The sequence below is a fragment of the Alistipes senegalensis JC50 genome, from assembly GCF_025145645.1.
Classification (GTDB): domain Bacteria; phylum Bacteroidota; class Bacteroidia; order Bacteroidales; family Rikenellaceae; genus Alistipes; species Alistipes senegalensis.
This window is the reverse complement of record NZ_CP102252.1, coordinates 3284920-3302042: the sequence shown is the minus strand read 5'-3', so window position 1 is coordinate 3302042 and position 17123 is coordinate 3284920. Positions and strand designations below refer to the sequence as shown.

The following is a 17123-nucleotide window of genomic DNA, read 5'->3' as shown; positions in this document are numbered from 1 at the left end:
TTTTTTCGGGTTCGTTCATTCGACGGATTCGACCGTGAAATACCACGCGACCGGGCTTTCCCGCGGGATCGTCGTGAAATATTTGTCGCCGAAAGCCTCGTTGTAGGTCATGTACGCCTCTACCTCGTCCCCGGCGCGACAACCAAGTAACGCATGCCGGAGTCCTTTTAGTATGTCACCGCGCATATCGAGCGTCAGCGGTTCGAACGACCACGCCCCGGGCGTCAGCCCCAGGTCCTCATAAGCCGCCTGCAACAACGGATCGTTCGAATAGAACGGGAACGTGGAATCCGTAATGTTCGAATAGCTGAAGACATAGGCCCGGAAGGTGATGGTGACCTTCGACGCGGCCGTCACCGCCGGATAGGACTCCCGGTTGGGACGGTAGTAATTGATGATATACCGGTAGACCGTGCTGCCCGCGGTGGTATAGAACGGCAACTGCCCCTCCTCGTCGGCCTCGGCCTCGGAAACGAGTGTCGGGGTGTGGGTCCTTTCGAGGTACGAGACGATCTTCTCGCGCTGCTCGGGGAGGATGTCCTCCTCGTCGGAGCAACCGCTCAACAGCACGGGCAGGGCCACGCTCAGTAAGGTGATAAGTCGTTTCATCGGCATACAATCGTGCAAATTTACATAAAACAATCCGATTTACGAACAAGAAACGAAAAAAAACGTCCGCACGGCATGCCGGCGGACAAAAAAAAGAAGAAAAACCGAGAATGCCGGCCGTCGCTTCCGTCCGTAACAATCCCCGTACGGAGCATTTTTCACGTCACAGGCGTTTAAGCGCCGCGCGGATCAGCTCCTCGACCGGAGCCTGCGGCAGTTCGCGCATCACGGCGCGCAGGACCTTTTCGGCGGCGGCGCGGGCGAAGCCCAGCATGACCAGCGCGGCGAGGGCCTCGTCGAAACTGCCGCCGTCGGCCGCGGCAAGGGGCGCATCGGCCGTATCGGCCCCCAGCACGGCGAGTTTGCCGCTCAGCTCGACGATGATCTTCTGCGCCGTCTTGAGGCCCAGCCCCTTGACGTTCTTCAGCAGCACGGCGTTGCCCGAGGTGATGATCCCCTGCAATTCGCGCGGCGAGTAGGTCGAGAGGATCATGCGGGCCGTATTGCCGCCCACGCCCGAAACGCTGATCAGCAGCCGGAACAATTCCCGCTCGATCTTCGTCGAAAACCCGTAGAGCAGCTGGGCGTCCTCGCGGACGACGTAGTGCACGTAAAGCCTGGCCTCGGAGGCGTGCTCGACGGCGGCATAGGTTTCGAGCGAAATATGGAGGTAGTAGCCCACCCCGCCGGCGTCGATAACGGCGTAAGCCGGAGCGACTTCGGCGACGGTTCCCTTGATGTATTCGTACATGAAAGTCAAAATTTAATGCAGGTTGGGCAAAAGTAAAGATTTTTTTTTACCTTTGTGACTCAAACGCAGAATAATTAACTTTTCAAATAGCAAAACGACATGAAAAAAACTCTCTTTCCGGCGCTGGCTGCGGCTCTCGTCCTCGCGGCCTGCGGCACGAAAACCGCAGAGCAGACCGGGGATGCGGCCGAAGCGGTCGCACAGCAGGTTGTTTCGAGCGACATCGCTTACGTTCAGGTCGAAGCCGTGCTGGCGCAATGCGACCTCTACAAAACCGAAGGCGTAGCGCTCCAGGAGAAGACCGAAAAGGCGCAGAAGAGCTGGGCGCAGCGTGAAAAGGGACTTCAGGCCGAAGCCGCGCAGTTGCAGGAGAAGTACCAGAAGGGACTCATCACCTCGCGCGACGCGCAGTCCCAGCAGGAGAGCATCCAGAAGAGGGCCGAATCCTACCAGGCCAACGCCCAGAAGGAGGCCCAGACGCTCGACGAGGAGAACTACGTGTTCACCAACCGCGCCCAGGACCTGTTGCAGCGCGCCGTGCTGGAGATCAACGCCGGCAAGAAGTACAAACTGATCATCAACGCCACGGCGCTGATCGACGCCGACACGACGCTCAACATCACCCCCGCCGTGCTGGCGAAGGTCAACGAACTCTACGCGGCGGACAAGAAGGCCGAGAAGAAATAGCCTCTGCCCCGCGGAAAATAAAATACCGGCTTCCCCGCTGAGCGGAAGTCGGTGTTTTTTTATACCTTTGGTGTCGCAACGACACTTTTGCCGGAAAGGTTTTGCCGGACCGGGATACAGTTCGGTTTTGGCCCCGGCCGACTTTTTTGTACCTTTGGCGCCGTAACGGCACTTCTTAGAGTCGGAAGGTTTTGCCGGACTGCATCGCAATTCGGGTTTGGACCTATACGACTTTTTTGTACCTTTGGTGCCGTAACGGCACTTTTTAGGGTCGGAAGGTTTTGCCGGACCGGGATACACAGTTCGGTTTTGGCCCCGGCCGATTTTTTTGTACCTTTGTAAACCAAATAACGCCGACAAACGATGGGATTCGTTCCGTTCACATTCGTCGATTTCATCGACATCATCCTGGTTGCCGTCATCATGTACTGGATATACCGCATGACCAAGGGCACCAATGCGCCGTATATCCTCTCGGGAATCATCGCCGTCTACCTGCTGTGGGTGGTCGTGCGGGCATTGAACATGGAGTTGTTATCGACCATCCTCGGACAACTGATCTCGGTGGGAGCCATCGCGCTGATCATCGTCTTCCAGCCCGAACTGCGGCGCTTCCTGCAAATGATCGGCATGCGCCAGAAACATTTCAACTTCATCTCGCGCATCTTCTCGACCGGTGAGGACACCGTGCAGACCAATGTGGCGCCGATCGTCACGGCCTGCCGCGAAATGTCGGAGACCAAGACCGGGGCGCTGATCGTCATCGGCCAGCAGAGCGACCTGCGGCTGATCGCCGAAGGCGGCATCGCCCTCGACGCCAAGGTCTCGACATCGCTCCTGAAAAACATCTTCTTCAAGAACGCGCCCCTGCACGACGGCGCCGTACTGATCGAGGGCGACCGGATCGTGGCCGCCAAGTGCATCCTCCCGGTGACGCAGAGCGACGTTCCCAAGTCGTTCGGCACGCGCCACCGTGCGGCGATCGGCATGAGCGAGATCTCGGACGCCATCATCGTGGTCGTTTCCGAGGAGACGGGCGACATCTCGATCGCGCAGGGCGGCGAAATCCGCCTGGACATCGACCCCGTGCGGTTGCAGCAGACCCTGCAACGCTATCTGACGATCAACACGCGCAAACGCTCGAAAAAAGAGGTGGCGGAGTAAAAAAGCCCGGGACATCCGGCTGAAATCATATTGAAATGTTGTTTCCGCCCCAAACAGCCCGTCTCGCACTGCGCGCATGGCGGGAGGAAGACCGACCGGCATTCGCCGCCATGAACGCCGACGCGCGAGTCATGGAGTTTTACCCCGCACCGTTGACGGATGCGGAGTCGCAAGCCCTGATGGAACGCATCCGCGACGAATTCTCGACCGACGGATTCGGGTTGTATGCCGTAGAACGTCTTTCTGACAACGAACTCCTGGGTTACGTCGGACTGCACCGCGTAACCAGCTCCGGAGAGCTGGCGGGACAGATCGAAATCGGCTGGCGCCTGCGCCGCGACGCCTGGGGACAGGGATACGCCACCGAAGCCGCCCGGGCCTGCATCGCGCACGCCGCGAAACTCGGCATCCCGGAACTCATCTCTTTCACCTACGTCGGAAACCGGCGTTCGCTGAACGTGATGAAACGGCTCGGCATGGAGTACGCCGGGGAGTTCGACCACCCTGCCCTGCCGGAAGGCCATCCCCTGCGGAGGCACGTCCTCTATCGCATCCGGACCGAACAATGAAAAAGTCCGCGGCCCCGAAGGGTCGCGGACTTCTCTTTTCCGGCGGCGGAATCATTTCAATTCGAACTCCACCGTGCCGCGAATATCGTCCGACGCGGCGCCCACGCAGGCCGTGAACGCACCCGGCTCGGCAACCCACGCGCCCTTCGCATCGTCATAGTATCGAAGCATATCGGGCGTGATCTCGAAAGTCACCGTCTGCGTTTGGCCGGGATTCAGAGAAACTTTCTGAAATCCTTTCAGCTCCTTCACCGGACGCGGCAGCGACGACTGCTCGTCGCCGATATACAGCTGCACGACCTCGGCGCCCGGACGCGAACCCGTGTTGGTCACGTCGGCCGAAACCCGGATGCGGCCGTTCGCCGCAAGGGCCGTGCGGTCCGCCGTCACATTCGCAATGTCGAACGTCGTGTAGCTCAGGCCGTGGCCGAAGGCGAACAGCGGTTTTATCCGCTCCTTGTCGTGCCAGCGGTAGCCCACGAAAATCCCTTCGTTGTAGGCAACCTTGTCCGTACCGGGGTACTCACCCAACGCATGCGCGCTGTTGTCCTCCAGACGCACCGGGAAGGTGAAGGGCAGCTTGCCCGAGGGGTTCACGGCCCCGAACACCACGTCGGCCAGCGCGTTGCCGGCCTCCGAACCCGAAAACCACGCCTCCAGAACGGCCGGAACGCGGTCGATCCACGGCATCGCCACGGCGTTGCCCGAAACGATCACGACGGCCAGGTTGGGATTGGCTCCGGCCAGCGCCTCGATCACCTTGTCCTGCGCATAGGGCAGACCGTATTGCAGACGGTCGGCACCCTCGCAGTCCTGATGGTCGCTCTTGTTGAGTCCGCCGACGAAAATCACGGCGTCGGCCTCGCGTGCCGCAGCCACGGCGTCGGCGATGAGCTGCTCCTCGGAACGCTTCTCCGAGAGGTCCTGCCCCGTCTTCACGCCGTTGTAATAGCCCGTCACGTCGCCGACATAGCCGCGCTCGTAAATCACCTCGGCCTTGTCGCCCGCGGCAGCGCGGATACCCTCCAGCGGCGTATATTCGTGCCGCACCTTGAGCGACGAGGAGCCGCCGCCGACGGTCATCATCTTGATCGCATTCTCACCCACGACGGCGATCCGCTTCGTCTTCCCGAGGTCGATCGGCAGCACCCCGCCGTCGTTCTTCAGCAGCACCATGCCCTCGCCCGCAATGCGGCGTGCGGCGGCCAGATGTTCGGGCGAATTGAGCGACCCGAACGGTTTCTGCGTATTCATCGCCGTGCGGAAAATCAGCCGCAGCACCCGGCGGGCCTTGTCGTCGAGCGTGGCCGTCGAAGCCTCGCCCTTGCGCAGCATGTCGAGATAGGGAGCGGCCAGATAGTAGTTGTCATAGGCGTTGCTGGCGCCCCAGCTCAAACCGTCGGTCCACGACCCGAACTCCATGTCGAGACCGTTCTCGGCGGCCTGCTTCGTGTCGTGGACGCCGCCCCAGTCGGAGACGACCACCCCGTCGAACGCCCAGTCGCGTTTGAGAATGTCGTTCAGCAGATACTGGTTGTGGCAGCAATGCTGGCCCTTATATTTATTGTAGGAACCCATGATCGCCCAGGCGCCGCCCTCCTCGACGGCCGCCTTGAAGGCCGGAAGGTAAATCTCGTACAGCGCCCGGTCGCCGACCTCAACGTCGATGCCGTGGCGGTGCACCTCCTGATTATTCAGCGCGAAGTGCTTCACGCAGGCGGCGACGCCGTTCTTCTGCACCTCCCGGACATAGGGAACGACCATCCGCGCGGAGAGGAAAGGGTCCTCGCCCATATACTCGAAATTGCGGCCGTTGAGCGGCGTGCGGTAGATGTTCACGCCAGGACCCAGCAGGATGTCTTTCTCGCGGTAGCGGGCCTCCTCGCCGATGGATTTGCCGTAGAGGGCCGACATTTCGGGATTCCACGTCGCGGCGAGACACGTCAGGGCCGGGAAGGCCGTGCAGGAGTCGTTCGTCCAGCCGGCCTGCTCCCACTCGTCCCACAGCACCTCGGGGCGGATGCCGTGAGGACCGTCGGTGCACCACACCTCGGGAATGCCCAGGCGCGGAACTCCCGCCGACGAGAATTTCGACTGCGCGTGGAGGATGGCGACCTTCTCTTCGAGGGTCATGCGCGAAAGGGCGTCCTCGACACGTTTTTCAATCGGCTGCGATTCGTCGAGGTAGACGGCGACATCGCTCCGGGGCTGCTGTCCCCCGCCGCAGGCCACCGCCGCAAGGGCGCACACCCCGGCAAGGGTCTTTATCAGAACATTGTTTGGCATTGGAATAAAAAATTTGTTCGGTTTGCACACGGAGTGCGCAGTCCGAGGGCTGCGCACTTCGCGTACAAAGATAATGATTATTTCTTGACCAGCGACACAACGGGATGATCGTTCCCGCCCGTCACATCGAGCGTCAGTTCGTAGGTGGCGCCCTCTTCGAGCGTCACGCCCTGTGCAATCTCGATGTTGCCGTCCCCGGCGATCGAGAAGAAAGCCTCGGTGCCCGCCGCCAGCGAGAAAGTTCCCAGACCGTCCCAGCCGCGGTTCTTGAAGAACTTGCCGCTCCAGCCGCTCACGCGGAACCGCTGGCCGAGGACCGTGCTGCCCTCCACGCCGGCCTGCGCCGTCATCCGGTAGATGCCGGAAGCGGCCTCGGGCACGCAGACGCCCTTCTCGGTCGTCCAGCCCGGCTCGTCGGCGGCCGCAGGCGACCCGATGCCGTAGCCGATGAAATAGACCGCTCCGTGGCCGTCGTCGCTCAGCGTCGCCAGTCCCGAACCGTCGGCGTTGAGCACCAGCGCGTCGATCACCTTGGTCGCAATATTGGCCGTGATGCGGTACTTGCCCGACACGGGAACCAGTTTGACGCTCGTCGCGGAAGCCGCCTCGAAGAAATCGGGATTGATCCACGCCGGCGTGAAGGCGTCGGCACCGCCCAGCGTCAGCGTCTGACCCTGCGTCAGATCGAGGTCCACCTGGTAGTTGTCCATATCGAGCTGGGTCATCTTCGTGCCGTTGACGGTGATGTCGGCGGGCGGAAGCTCCTGCTCGCCCACTTTCTCGACGGTCAGCACGGCAGCCGTATTGCCGCCCGAGATGTCCACCGTGAAGCGGTAGATGCCGCCCAGATCGAGCGTCTTGCCCTCGGCCAGCCCCAGGTTGCCCGAATCGCTGATCTTCACCAGATCGCTCGCAGTCGAAATATCGTCGCCGCCGAACTCGCCGCCCCAGGTCTTCTGGTGGAAGAACTTGAAGTCGAACGACGAAGCGTCGATCGAAACGCCCGCCACGAACGTCAGCTGGTATTTCTTGTCGGCGACGCGCGCCAGACACATGCCGCCCTGCTCGGGGCTCCAGCTGGCGGCGTTTTTCAGCGTCGGCTTGCCGACCGACATGCCGCCGATGGCCCAGATGGCCCCCGAACCGTCCTCGTTGAGCGTCGCAAGCTCCGTGGCCGACTTCATGGCCTCGATACGCAGGTAGCTGTGTTTGAAATTGGCCGTCACCTTGTACATGCCCGACATCGGCAGGAAGGTCAGGGCCTCGGGATTCGAAGCGTCGGCCCGTTCGAAGAAGTCGCGGTCGATGTCCCAGTCGGCGAAATCGGAAACGCCCGTCAGCGTGTAGGTCTGATTCTGCGTCAGCGTGGTGACGATGCTGTAATTGTCGTTGTCCACCATCGTCATCTCCGCATCGTTGAAGAGCAGCTTGATGAAGGGCGAACCCTCGAAACTCTTCAGATTGAAGGAGACCGTGAACTCCCCGGCGTTCGAATTGGCGAAGGGAATCGGCTCGGTCGAGTCGGAGACGATCCCGCCCTGCTCGGAACTGTAACCGAACGTCACCACCGAGCCCTGCCCGTCGAGGTCGGGCGTCGTGATGTAGCCCTGGGGCTTCTGCGGGAAATCGGCCGTCACGGCGTACTCGTAATCGACGCCCGTGGGCTCCATGCGGTACTCCTGCTCGCCGAGCACGAAGACCAGATGGTCGGGTTTGGGCCGCGAGGCGGCCAGCGGACGTTCGACGAAGGTCTGCCCGAAGCGGACGTTCTGCCCCACGAGGCGCAGCGTGGCTTCGCCGTCGGGAACGTTTTTGTAGAAGGGAAGCGTCACGGTGCCCGAATAGGTGCCGTTCTCCTTGGTGCGGATCACCTCCTCGGCGACCATCTCGTCGTCGAAGAAGATCTGCGCCTTGAGCGTCGAGAGCGCATAGCGGTCGGTCATCGTCGCCTCGAAGCCGACCTTGCCGCCGAAGACTCCCGAAGCGTCGGACGACACGGCCGTCATCTCGGGACCGACATCGGTGGTGAGCAGTTCCGGATCGTCCTTGCACGCCGTCGTGCAGGCCGCGGCGAGCAGCGACAATGCGATATATTTCAGCGTTTTCATGTTCTGCGAGTTTTTTTAAGGTTAGTTTTCAGCCGCGGCGCCCCAGCAGAACGAGGCGATCGACTTGGCCGGGATGGTGTATTTGAACGAACGGTCGGCGCTTTCGTACACGGCGACGGTCTGCTCGCTGCTGTTCCGGTTCAAGGCCACGAAGGCTTTCGAGCCGTCGGGATTGGCGAACGCCAGGTAGGTGAGGCCCGGAGCCGTATAGCCCGACGTGCCGATGCGCACGGCTCCCGGACGGATGACCTTGGCGCACTGCGCCAGATCGTAGTAATGGCTGTTGTACTTGAGCGTCTTGTAGTCCGACGAGCTGATCTCGATGGCCCCGTAGCAGGTCGTGCAGCCGCCCGGACGGTTCGGCGCGCCCTTGTCGTCGAGCATCAGGTTCCACAGCAGCACGCCCCGGCCCATGCGGCTCAGCGTCCCGAGGAAAATCGACTCGAAATCGTCGATGACGCAGCTCTCGAAATTGTAGTTCCACGTACCGATCGAAGCCTCCGTGAAGTAGATCGACTTGTCGGGGGCTGCCGCCAAGATGTTGTCCAGCTCGGTCACCGAACCGCCGTAGTTGTGCCAGGCCGATCCGTCTACCCACTTCGACGCCTCGCCGTCGGCGTAGATGTTGAGCGGGTAGCTCTGCTGTCCGGCTACGTTGTCGTAGTTGTAGTTGTGGTCATAGCAGAGGATCTTGGTCTTGATGCCCGCCTTTTGGAAGGCCGGGCCGAGCTTCTTGACGAAGGCCAGCTGATCTTCCCACGGCATGTAGAGCGACATCGAATTGCCGTGGTTCAGCGGCTCGTTCTGCATCGTGATCGCGTAGATCGGGAAGCCGTTCTCCTCCATCTCGCTCACCCACTGCACGAAATACTCGGCATAGTCGTCGTAATAGGCGGGATTCAGACGCCCGCTGGTCCACGAATCGTAGGGTTTCGACGGATCGGCGACCGTGCCCTTCATCCACTTGGGGCACGACCACGGCGAACCCATGATCTTGATCTCGGGATTGATCTCCAGAACCTCTTTCAGGACGGGGAAAATGCCCTCTTTCTCCACCTCCGGAATGGCGAAGAACTCGATACCCTCCTGGTCGCAGCAGGTGTATTCGTCCATCGAGAAGTCCGAACCGCCGATATGCACGCGGATAAAGCTGAATCCGGCGCCGGTCTCCGGGTCGAAGCACTTTTTGAGGATCGCCGTGCGGTCGGCCTGCGACATCTTCAGCAGGTTGTAGCACGTGGCCCCCGTCATGGCCGGGCCGAATCCGTCGATAGTCTGGTAGATCGTCGCGGGATCGAGCTCCACCCGGTAGGGCGACATCGAGACTTTCGAATAGGAGAGCCCCTCCTCCGCGAACAGGCGGTTGCCGTTGGCCGAGGTGACATAGGCGCGGACATCTCCCGAGACGGGTTCGGGCTCCGGGCCGGGGTTGGGACCGGGTTCGTCGCTTCCGCTGGAACAGCAGACCGCTCCGGCGAGCAGCAGCGAGCCGGTCAGCAAACGCAGGTTGTTATTGATCGTGAATTTCATGGTCGTATCGCAATTTTAAGATTTAGTAACCCAGGTTCTGTTCGATATTGGTGTTGTCGTCGAGCACGCTGGTCGGGATCGGCAGCAGCACGCGGTTGTCGTTCATCGCACGGCGGACTTTGAAGTAGGAGTCGTAGGAGGAGGAACCCTTGACGTTGACGCCGTCGCAGACCTCGATCAGTTTCGAATAATCGTCGCCGTAGCGCATCAGGTCGAACCAGCGGAAGCCCTCCATAGCCAGTTCGAGGCGGCGTTCGTCGAGCACCGCTTCGCGCATCTGCGTCTCGGAAGCGCGCTGCGCGTCGGTCAGCTTGCCGAGGCCCGCGCGGCCGCGGATCTCGTCCACAATGTCGGCGGCGCCGCCCGGATCGCCCGAGTTGGCCAGCGCCTCAGCGTGCAGCAGCCGGATGTCGGCCAGACGCATCACGTAGACCGGCGTCACGTTGGTCGGGAACTTGTGCATGAAAGCGTATTCGTCGCTGGGATACTGGTACGACCAGCCGCATTCGTCGTAGACGACCGATGCGTTCAGGCGCTCGGTGTCGCCCGCGGCGTTATAGGCCCTCGTGAGGCTGCGCGACGGCGTGCTCCACTTGGCCCACGAGAAGCTGTCGTTGGGGACGTAGGCGTTGCGGTGGAACATCATCCACATCCACGAACCCGAAGTCTGGCTGGTCCACTGCACCTCGAAGATCGACTCGCGGGTGTTCATCGCAGCCATGCCCGTATCGCCCGTGGTGTAGGCCCAGAGGTCGCCGTAGCTGTCGCAGAGGCTGTAACCCATGCCCTCGACCGCCTGGCAGGCCGCAACCACCTTCGACCAGTCGCGGAACTCGCGCAGGGAGTAGAAACGCGCCATCAGGCCGTAGGCGAAGCCCTTGGTGATTTTGAACTTGTTCGAAGCGTCCATGTCGGGGGCGTATTTGCAGGCGTACTCCTCGATGTCCTTGACGATCTGTTCGCCGACGGTCTCCTTCGAGACGCGGGAGGGGAAGTAGAGCGGGTAGACCTCCTCGATGTTGTCGGCGTTGATGGCGGGCGGAATCTCGGTCAGCATCGGGATTTCGCCGAACAGCTGCATCATGTTGATCCAGATGTAGGCGCGCCAGCAGAGCGCCTCGGAAAGCCACTCCTGATACTCTTTCTCGGTGAGCGACGGGTCGTTCTCCTTCACGAGGTCGATATTGCAGATGACCTGGTTGGCATAGTCCACGGCGTTCATCGAATAGTTCCACATGGTGGCCGCGAATTCGTTGTCGCTGTCGATCTGGTTCTGTTCGACGGCCATAGTCTTCGTTTCGCCCGGGCAGCCGTAGGCGTTGTCGGCGCGGCTTTCGGCCAGGACGATGAGCTGGTACCAGTAGTTCTGGAAGTCGCCCTTCATGTAGTTGTACATGGCCGTAAGCTGGCCTTCGAGCAGTTCGCGGGTGTTGATGGCCGTTTCGGCGTCACCCGTGCCGGAGGTGTTGTTCTCGGCGTACATGGTTTCGGGGAATTTTTCGAGGCTGCACGACGAAGCCGCGACAACCAGCGAAAACACCGCAGCGTATGATAATATCTTTTTCATGATCGGTTCTTGTTTTCCGGAATTAGAAAGTAAGGTTCAGGCCCACGACCACCGTGCGGACGTTGGGATAGGTTCCCCAGTCGATGCCCATCTGCGTAGCGCTCTCCGACTGGCTCACCTCCGGATCGTAACCCGAATAGCCGGTCCAGGTGATGAAGTTCTGGAGCGAGACGTACGGCTGGATGCGCGTGATGTTGATGCGTTTGAGCTTGGGCGAGGTGATGTCGTAGGAGAGGGTGATGTTCTTCACCTTGAGATACGATCCGTCCTCCACCCAGTAGGTCGAGTTCTTCACGTTCCACGAGGGGTTGTCCGAGCGGAAGACATCGGTCTGCTGACCCGGGATGCGCCAGCGGCGCAGCACCGTGGTGGTCTGGTTGTTGGCCGTGGTCATGCCCTCGGTCTCGATGCGCGAGGCGTTGAAGATGTCGTTGCCGTAGGAGCCCGTGATGAGGATGTTCAGGTTGAACCCCCGCCACGAGAAGTTGTTGGTCATGCCGAACGTGAACTTGGGGTTGGCGTTGCCGATCCAGGTCTTGTCCAGCGGCGTGATCTCGCCGTCGCCGTTGCGGTCCTCGTAGATCAGGTCGCCCGTCTCGGGATCGACGCCCTTGGAGACGTAGCCCCAGAACATCGAAAGCGGATGGCCCGGCGTCATGCGGACGACGTTGTCGTTGGTGGCGTCGGAGGTCTTGGCGTAGTAGTAGACCTGTTTCAGGTCGAGTTTTTCGAGCTTGTTGCGGTTGAGCGAGACGTTCAGGTCGGTTGACCAGTTGAAATCCTTCCGGGCGATGTTGACCGACGAGAGGGTGATCTCGAAGCCCTGATTCGACATCTCGCCGTCGTTGCGCGTGATGTTCGGATAGGGCGACGGCAGGGGCACGCTCATCAGCATGTCCCTGGTGTATTTGTAATAGTAGTCGAGCGACAGGCTCAGCCGGTTGTTCAGCAGCGCGAAGTCCAGACCGACGTTGGTCTGCGAGGTGGTCTCCCAGGTCAGGTCCTGATTCTTGATGTTGCTGCGTCCGCCGACGGTCGGCACGGCATGGGCGTTCTCGGTCAGCGTCCAGTCGTAGTAGTTCGTGCTGTACTGCTGCATCCAGCCGTATTCGGTAAGGCCCGCCTGGTTACCGGTCTGTCCCCATCCGGCGCGCAGTTTGAGGTCGTTGATCCAGCGCACGTCGCGCAGGAACTTCTCGCCCGAGATGCGCCAGGCTCCCGAGAACGACGGGAAATAGCCCCAGCGGTGGCCGGGAGCCAGCTTCGAGGAACCGTCGGCGCGGAAATTGGCCGTCACGAGATAGCGGCTGTCGAAGTTGTACGACACGCGCGCCAGGTAGGACATGATCGACCACTCCGATTTGCCGTAGCTCTGGCCGCGGACGCCGCCGTTGTTGCCGCCGTTGAGATTGGGGATGGCGTTGTTGTTGGTCGACGAGAAGTAGGAGCGCGAGCCCGACAGCTGCTCCCACACGGAGGTCGTGGCCGACGTGCCGGCCATCACCTCGAGGTTGTGGCGGTCGAAGGACTTGTTCCAGGTGAGGATGTTGTCGTAGACCATGCGCATGTCGTCGGAACGGGTGTCCGAAGCGGTTCCGTGCTGCGTCCGGCCGTAGGAGGTGCGGATCGGGTCGAGGAACGACGACGAGTGGACCCAGCGGCGGTCCATCGAGACCGTCGATTTGAAGGTCAGCCCCTTGGCCAGGAAGAACGTCAGGCCGCCGGAGAGCAGCAGACGGTCGGTGACGTTGCGGTCGAAGTCCGTGCGGGCCATGTTTTCGAGGGGCGAGGTGAGGTTCGCGCCGTAGAAGTTGTTGTTGTACTGCTGGGGGTTCTCCGGGTCCCAGATCGGCGCATAGGTCGGGGTCGTGACGGCCGAAACGACCACGCCGGCGCGGTTGGCGCCCTGTCCCGAGATGATGGAACCCCGGGTGGTGTAGTGCGAGAAGGTCGTCGAGGCGTTGGCCGACACCCATTTGAAGATTTTCTTGTCGAAGCTGGCCTTCACGTTGTAACGCTCCGAAGAGGTGGTGTTGATGACACCCGTCTCGTCGGTATAGCCTCCTCCGACGTAGTAGGACGAATTCTCGTCGCCGTTGGAGATCGAGAACTGGTAGTTCTGGTTGACGCCTGTCGAATAGGTTTCGTCGAACCAGTCGGTGACATCGGTGAGCGTCTCGGGAAGTCCCGATACGGCTCCGTTCTCCTCCATCAGTTCGCGGTACTGCCGGGCGTTGAGCACGTCGAAGCTCTTGGTCACCTTCGAGATGCCGACGAAGGTCGAGAACGAGATCTCGGGTCCCATCTTCCGGCTGCCCTGCTTGGTGGTGATGAGCACCACGCCGTTGGCGGCGCGCGAACCGTAGATGGCGGCCGACGAGGCGTCTTTCAGCACCTGCATCGACTCGATCTCGTTGGGCGAGAGGTAAGCGATGGCGTAGTTGCCCTCGCCCACGGGTACGCCGTCAACCACATAGAGCGGGTCGTTGCTCGACGAGATGGACGAAGCGCCGCGCACGCGGACCACCATGCCCTGACCGGGCGAGCCGTTGGGCTGGATGACCTGTACACCGGCGGCCTTGCCCTGCAAGGCTCCGGAAGCCGAGGTGATCGGACGGCGCGCGAGGTCGTCGGTCTTGACGATCGACACGGCCGTCGTGAGGTCCTTTTGTTTGACCGTACCGTAACCGATCGCCACCACGGCGTCGAGGGCCACGGCGTCTTCGCTGAGTTTCACGTCCACCTTCGTGCGGCCGTTCAGGGCGACCGTCTGCGAGACGAATCCCAGCGACTGGAAAATCAGGTTAGCAGAATTCCCCCCCCCTTTGAGTTTGAGGGTATAAGTGCCGTCTACGCCCGTCGTGGCACCGTTGGTGGTGCCCTGCTCGATGACCGTAGCCCCGATGACGGGTTGTCCCGACTGGTCGGTGACCGTTCCCGTCACGGTCGCCCGCTGCTGGGCCAGGACCGGAGCCGACACGATCAGCATAGCCGCCGCAAGCAGCAGCATCCATCCTGTCCGGCAGCCCGATTGCAGCTTTTTGCATACATGTACCATAGGAAATCAGATTTTAGGTTTTGGTTATTATTATAAATAGGTATGACGGATTCTTAAAAATTCAGTATAAACCCCGCTTCGTTTCTCTTAAATAAAAATAAACAACCTCTGCGACATGAAAAAAAATTAAACTGGATTTTGTAAACCGAAAACCCGTTCGTTAAAATATAATTTACTGATTATCAATATATTAATATTTTACTGTTTTCAAAAAAAAGTAGACGTCCCGGAATCTCCCTGCGGAAGGAAAAGCGTCGGGAAAGCAAGTAAATAAAAAATTTTAATTAATTCCGCCGTCCACGCCGCCGGCAAAATCGGCGATAGCGTCGGCAAAACCGCCCGTTCCGTCGGTGATGCCGTAACGGCACTTTCAGTGTCGGGGACTTTTGCCGGGCCGCCCGGCAATGTTCAAATAAATTTGACATTGCCCCCGCTTATTCGTACCTTGGCTGCGCCGAAGATACTCCGCCTCGGAAAAAATGCAAGCGAGCTCCGCCTTCCGAGGTCGGCTTATTCGTATCTTTGGCTGCGCCGAAGATACTCCCGCTCGGCAAAATGCAAGTAAACTTGCTTTTGCACTCGCTTATTCGTATCTTTGTTTGGACCTAACAGATACCGTCTGCCCATGAAAAACCTGTTGTTTACCGCCCTGCTGCTCGCCGCAACGCCATCCGTCCTGGCACAGAACGACCTGAAAAGCGTGCTCTCGCAACTAGACGCCACCCTCTCGCACCGCGACTCCTACATCGCAGGCCGCGAACAACGGATCGAATCGCTGAAAAACATCCTCGGCAAATCGGACTTTTCGGACGCCCAGCGTTACATTCTGAACCAACAACTGATCGACGAATACACCCCCTACCAGGCCGATTCCACGATCGACTACCTCTACCGCAACATCAATCTGGCCAAAAAGATGCACGACGCACGGCGCCTCGACGAGAGCCGCATCCAACTGGCCTACCTTTACAGTTCGGCAGGCATCTACCTCGAAGCGGCCACCCTTCTGCAACAGATCGACACCGCGAAGCTCGACCGGAAACAGCTGGTCGATTACTACGTCGCCCGCCACAAACTCAACGACGAACTCCAACTCTACTCCCACGACTCGGTGCAGGGCACGCAATCGTGGCACCTCACGGTGCTCTACGCCCGGCTGATCGTGGAGAACACCGAGCCGGAATCGACCACGCACCTCAATTTCAAGCTCTGGCAGGCGATCAACGACCGCAATTACGAGCAGGCGGTGGAGATCTCCGAACGGCTGTGCAACACCCTGCCGCCCCTTTCGCGCGGCTACGCCGAGGCGTCGTACATGCGGGCGCTGGTGGCGGACCTGATGAAGGACACCCTCACGGCGCAGGTGTGGTTCGCCCGCTCGGCGATGACCGACATCCAGCTGGCGATCCGCGACAATGCGGCGCTGAAAAGCCTCGCCAACACGCTGCTCGACGACGACAACATCCAGCGGGCGATGCGCTACATGCGGATCGTCATGGACGACGCGCGGTTCTTCAACTCCCGGCTCCGGCCCTGGCAGGACGCGCTGGCCCTGCACGTCATCGAGGAAGCCTACATGGCCCGGCGGCAGCGGATGGACGCCATGTACAACATCTTCGTGGTGTCGATCGTCTGCTTCATGCTGCTGGCCCTCGGGGGCGTGATCTTCGTCCTGCGCCAGAACCGCAAGCTCAGCCTCGCGCGGCTCGAACTGCAACAGGCCAACAACCGGCTCAACATCTCGAACAACGACCTTCAACGGATCAACGAACAGCTGGCCGGCCTCAACAGCCAGATTTCCGAAGCCAACGAGGTGAAGGAGGAGTACATCGGCATTTTCCTGACGATGTGTTCGGAATACATCGACAAGATCATCGACTCGCGGCGCCGGGTGCGCCGTCTGCTGCGCGACGGGCGCATCGACGAACTGAAGAAGGAGTACGCATCGAGCGACGGCGACAGCCGCGAGCTGGAGGAGTTCTACCGCAATTTCGACACGACGTTCCTGCAACTCTACCCCACGTTCATCGAGGATTTCAACTCGCTGCTGGACAAGGAGGCGCGCATCGAGCCCAAGAAGGGCGAACTGCTGAACACCGAGCTGCGCATCTTCGCGCTGATCCGGCTGGGCATCAACGACTCGTCGAAGATCGCCGCCCTGCTGCGCTACTCGGTGAGCACGATTTACAACTACCGTTCGAAGATCAAAGGTCACACGCTCGTTTCGCGGGACAATTTCGAGGAGCGCATCAAGACCATCGGGGCATTCAGCCCGCAGCATCTCTGACCGCTTCATCGGGACATTCCGCCCGGCGGCATCTCCGGCCGCAAAGGCGAAAACAAAAGAGACCGCGGATTTTTCCGCGGTCTCTTTTTATCGTCCGGGCCGACTCTCCGGCCCGCCCTTTCCGGCCCCTCCGGGAACTACTCGGCCGACTGGTCGGCAGCGGGCTGCTCGGCGGCCGGAATCTCGGCCTGCGGCATCGGGGCGGGAATCTCCGACTCGAGCACACGCTCCTGCAATGCCTTGGCGTCGTTCGAAATCTTCGTATTGCTCTCGATCACGCGGCCCTTGTCCATGGTCAGCGTAGCGGCGAGGCTCAGCACGACGATGGCGATGGCCATCGCCCAGGTGAACTTTTCGAGGAAATTGGAGGTCTCGCGCACACCCATGACCTGGTTCGACGCGCCGAAATTGGCGGCCATGCCGCTCTTGGGGTTCTGCACCAACACCGCGAGGATCACCAATACGCTCGCAACGAGTATCAGGGCAATGCAAATCGTGTATAACATA

12 protein-coding genes are annotated in these 17123 nt (G+C 60.5%); 4 read left to right on the top strand and 8 right to left on the bottom strand.

Annotated elements, in window-relative coordinates:
• Positions 1-15 precede the first annotated feature (15 nt).
• Both NQ519_RS13180 and ruvA read right to left on the bottom strand, forming a co-directional pair.
• Positions 16-609, bottom strand: coding sequence for a hypothetical protein (locus NQ519_RS13180; protein WP_026076510.1), 594 nt, complete (start codon positions 607-609; stop codon positions 16-18).
• Positions 610-772: 163 nt separating this feature from the next.
• Positions 773-1360: a Holliday junction branch migration protein RuvA gene (ruvA, locus tag NQ519_RS13175; RefSeq protein ID WP_019150691.1), complete on the bottom strand. Its 588-nt coding sequence runs from the start codon at positions 1358-1360 to the stop codon at positions 773-775.
• Positions 1361-1459: 99 nt separating this feature from the next.
• Between ruvA and NQ519_RS13170 the strand changes: the two genes are divergently transcribed.
• From NQ519_RS13170 to NQ519_RS13160, 3 genes are all read left to right on the top strand, one after another.
• A complete protein-coding gene (locus NQ519_RS13170) occupies positions 1460-2047 on the top strand; it encodes an OmpH/Skp family outer membrane protein (protein ID WP_019150692.1) in 588 nt (195 codons plus the stop codon).
• A gap of 363 nt (positions 2048-2410) precedes the next feature.
• Positions 2411-3211, top strand: a complete 801-nt coding sequence (gene cdaA / locus NQ519_RS13165) for a diadenylate cyclase CdaA (protein WP_019150693.1) — start codon at positions 2411-2413, stop codon at positions 3209-3211.
• Between the two features lie 35 nt (positions 3212-3246).
• Positions 3247-3780 carry a GNAT family N-acetyltransferase gene (locus NQ519_RS13160; protein WP_026076511.1) on the top strand — a complete coding sequence of 178 codons (534 nt, stop codon included), beginning with the start codon at positions 3247-3249 and terminating at the stop codon, positions 3778-3780.
• A gap of 51 nt (positions 3781-3831) precedes the next feature.
• On the opposite strand, the gene NQ519_RS13155 is transcribed toward NQ519_RS13160, so the two are convergent.
• From NQ519_RS13155 to NQ519_RS13135, 5 genes are all read right to left on the bottom strand, one after another.
• Positions 3832-6066, bottom strand: coding sequence for a glycoside hydrolase family 3 C-terminal domain-containing protein (locus tag NQ519_RS13155; protein ID WP_019150695.1), 2235 nt, complete (start codon positions 6064-6066; stop codon positions 3832-3834).
• Positions 6067-6143: 77 nt separating this feature from the next.
• Entirely contained in the window at positions 6144-8174 is a 2031-nt protein-coding gene (locus tag NQ519_RS13150; protein WP_019150696.1) for a DUF5125 domain-containing protein, read from the bottom strand.
• Between the two features lie 21 nt (positions 8175-8195).
• Positions 8196-9704 (bottom strand): glycoside hydrolase family 30 protein, encoded by a 1509-nt coding sequence (locus NQ519_RS13145; protein ID WP_019150697.1) that lies wholly within the window; start codon positions 9702-9704, stop codon positions 8196-8198.
• A gap of 22 nt (positions 9705-9726) precedes the next feature.
• Positions 9727-11271, bottom strand: a complete 1545-nt coding sequence (locus NQ519_RS13140; protein ID WP_019150698.1) for a RagB/SusD family nutrient uptake outer membrane protein — start codon at positions 11269-11271, stop codon at positions 9727-9729.
• A 22-nt stretch (positions 11272-11293) separates the two neighbouring features.
• Entirely contained in the window at positions 11294-14329 is a 3036-nt protein-coding gene (locus tag NQ519_RS13135) for a SusC/RagA family TonB-linked outer membrane protein (protein ID WP_019150699.1), read from the bottom strand.
• A gap of 625 nt (positions 14330-14954) precedes the next feature.
• On the opposite strand from NQ519_RS13135, the gene NQ519_RS13130 reads away from it, so the two are divergent.
• Positions 14955-16616, top strand: a complete 1662-nt coding sequence (locus NQ519_RS13130; RefSeq protein ID WP_019150700.1) for a DUF6377 domain-containing protein — start codon at positions 14955-14957, stop codon at positions 16614-16616.
• Between the two features lie 137 nt (positions 16617-16753).
• On the opposite strand, the gene secG is transcribed toward NQ519_RS13130, so the two are convergent.
• A complete protein-coding gene (secG, locus tag NQ519_RS13125) occupies positions 16754-17122 on the bottom strand; it encodes a preprotein translocase subunit SecG (RefSeq protein ID WP_026076512.1) in 369 nt (122 codons plus the stop codon).
• Position 17123: the final 1 nt, after the last annotated feature.

Bases quoted from the DNA above. Each gene is read 5' to 3' on its own strand.
- cdaA (WP_019150693.1), top strand. From the start codon at position 2,411: ATGGGATTCGTTCCGTTCACATTCGTCGATTTCATCGACATCATCCTG.
- NQ519_RS13170 (WP_019150692.1), top strand. From the start codon at position 1,460: ATGAAAAAAACTCTCTTTCCGGCGCTGGCTGCGGCTCTCGTCCTCGCG.
- NQ519_RS13135 (WP_019150699.1), bottom strand. From the start codon at position 14,329: ATGGTACATGTATGCAAAAAGCTGCAATCGGGCTGCCGGACAGGATGG.
- NQ519_RS13160 (WP_026076511.1), top strand. From the start codon at position 3,247: ATGTTGTTTCCGCCCCAAACAGCCCGTCTCGCACTGCGCGCATGGCGG.
- NQ519_RS13130 (WP_019150700.1), top strand. From the start codon at position 14,955: ATGAAAAACCTGTTGTTTACCGCCCTGCTGCTCGCCGCAACGCCATCC.
- ruvA (WP_019150691.1), bottom strand. From the start codon at position 1,360: ATGTACGAATACATCAAGGGAACCGTCGCCGAAGTCGCTCCGGCTTAC.
- NQ519_RS13145 (WP_019150697.1), bottom strand. From the start codon at position 9,704: ATGAAATTCACGATCAATAACAACCTGCGTTTGCTGACCGGCTCGCTG.
- NQ519_RS13180 (WP_026076510.1), bottom strand. From the start codon at position 609: ATGAAACGACTTATCACCTTACTGAGCGTGGCCCTGCCCGTGCTGTTG.
- NQ519_RS13155 (WP_019150695.1), bottom strand. From the start codon at position 6,066: ATGCCAAACAATGTTCTGATAAAGACCCTTGCCGGGGTGTGCGCCCTT.
- NQ519_RS13140 (WP_019150698.1), bottom strand. From the start codon at position 11,271: ATGAAAAAGATATTATCATACGCTGCGGTGTTTTCGCTGGTTGTCGCG.
- NQ519_RS13150 (WP_019150696.1), bottom strand. From the start codon at position 8,174: ATGAAAACGCTGAAATATATCGCATTGTCGCTGCTCGCCGCGGCCTGC.
- secG (WP_026076512.1), bottom strand. From the start codon at position 17,122: ATGTTATACACGATTTGCATTGCCCTGATACTCGTTGCGAGCGTATTG.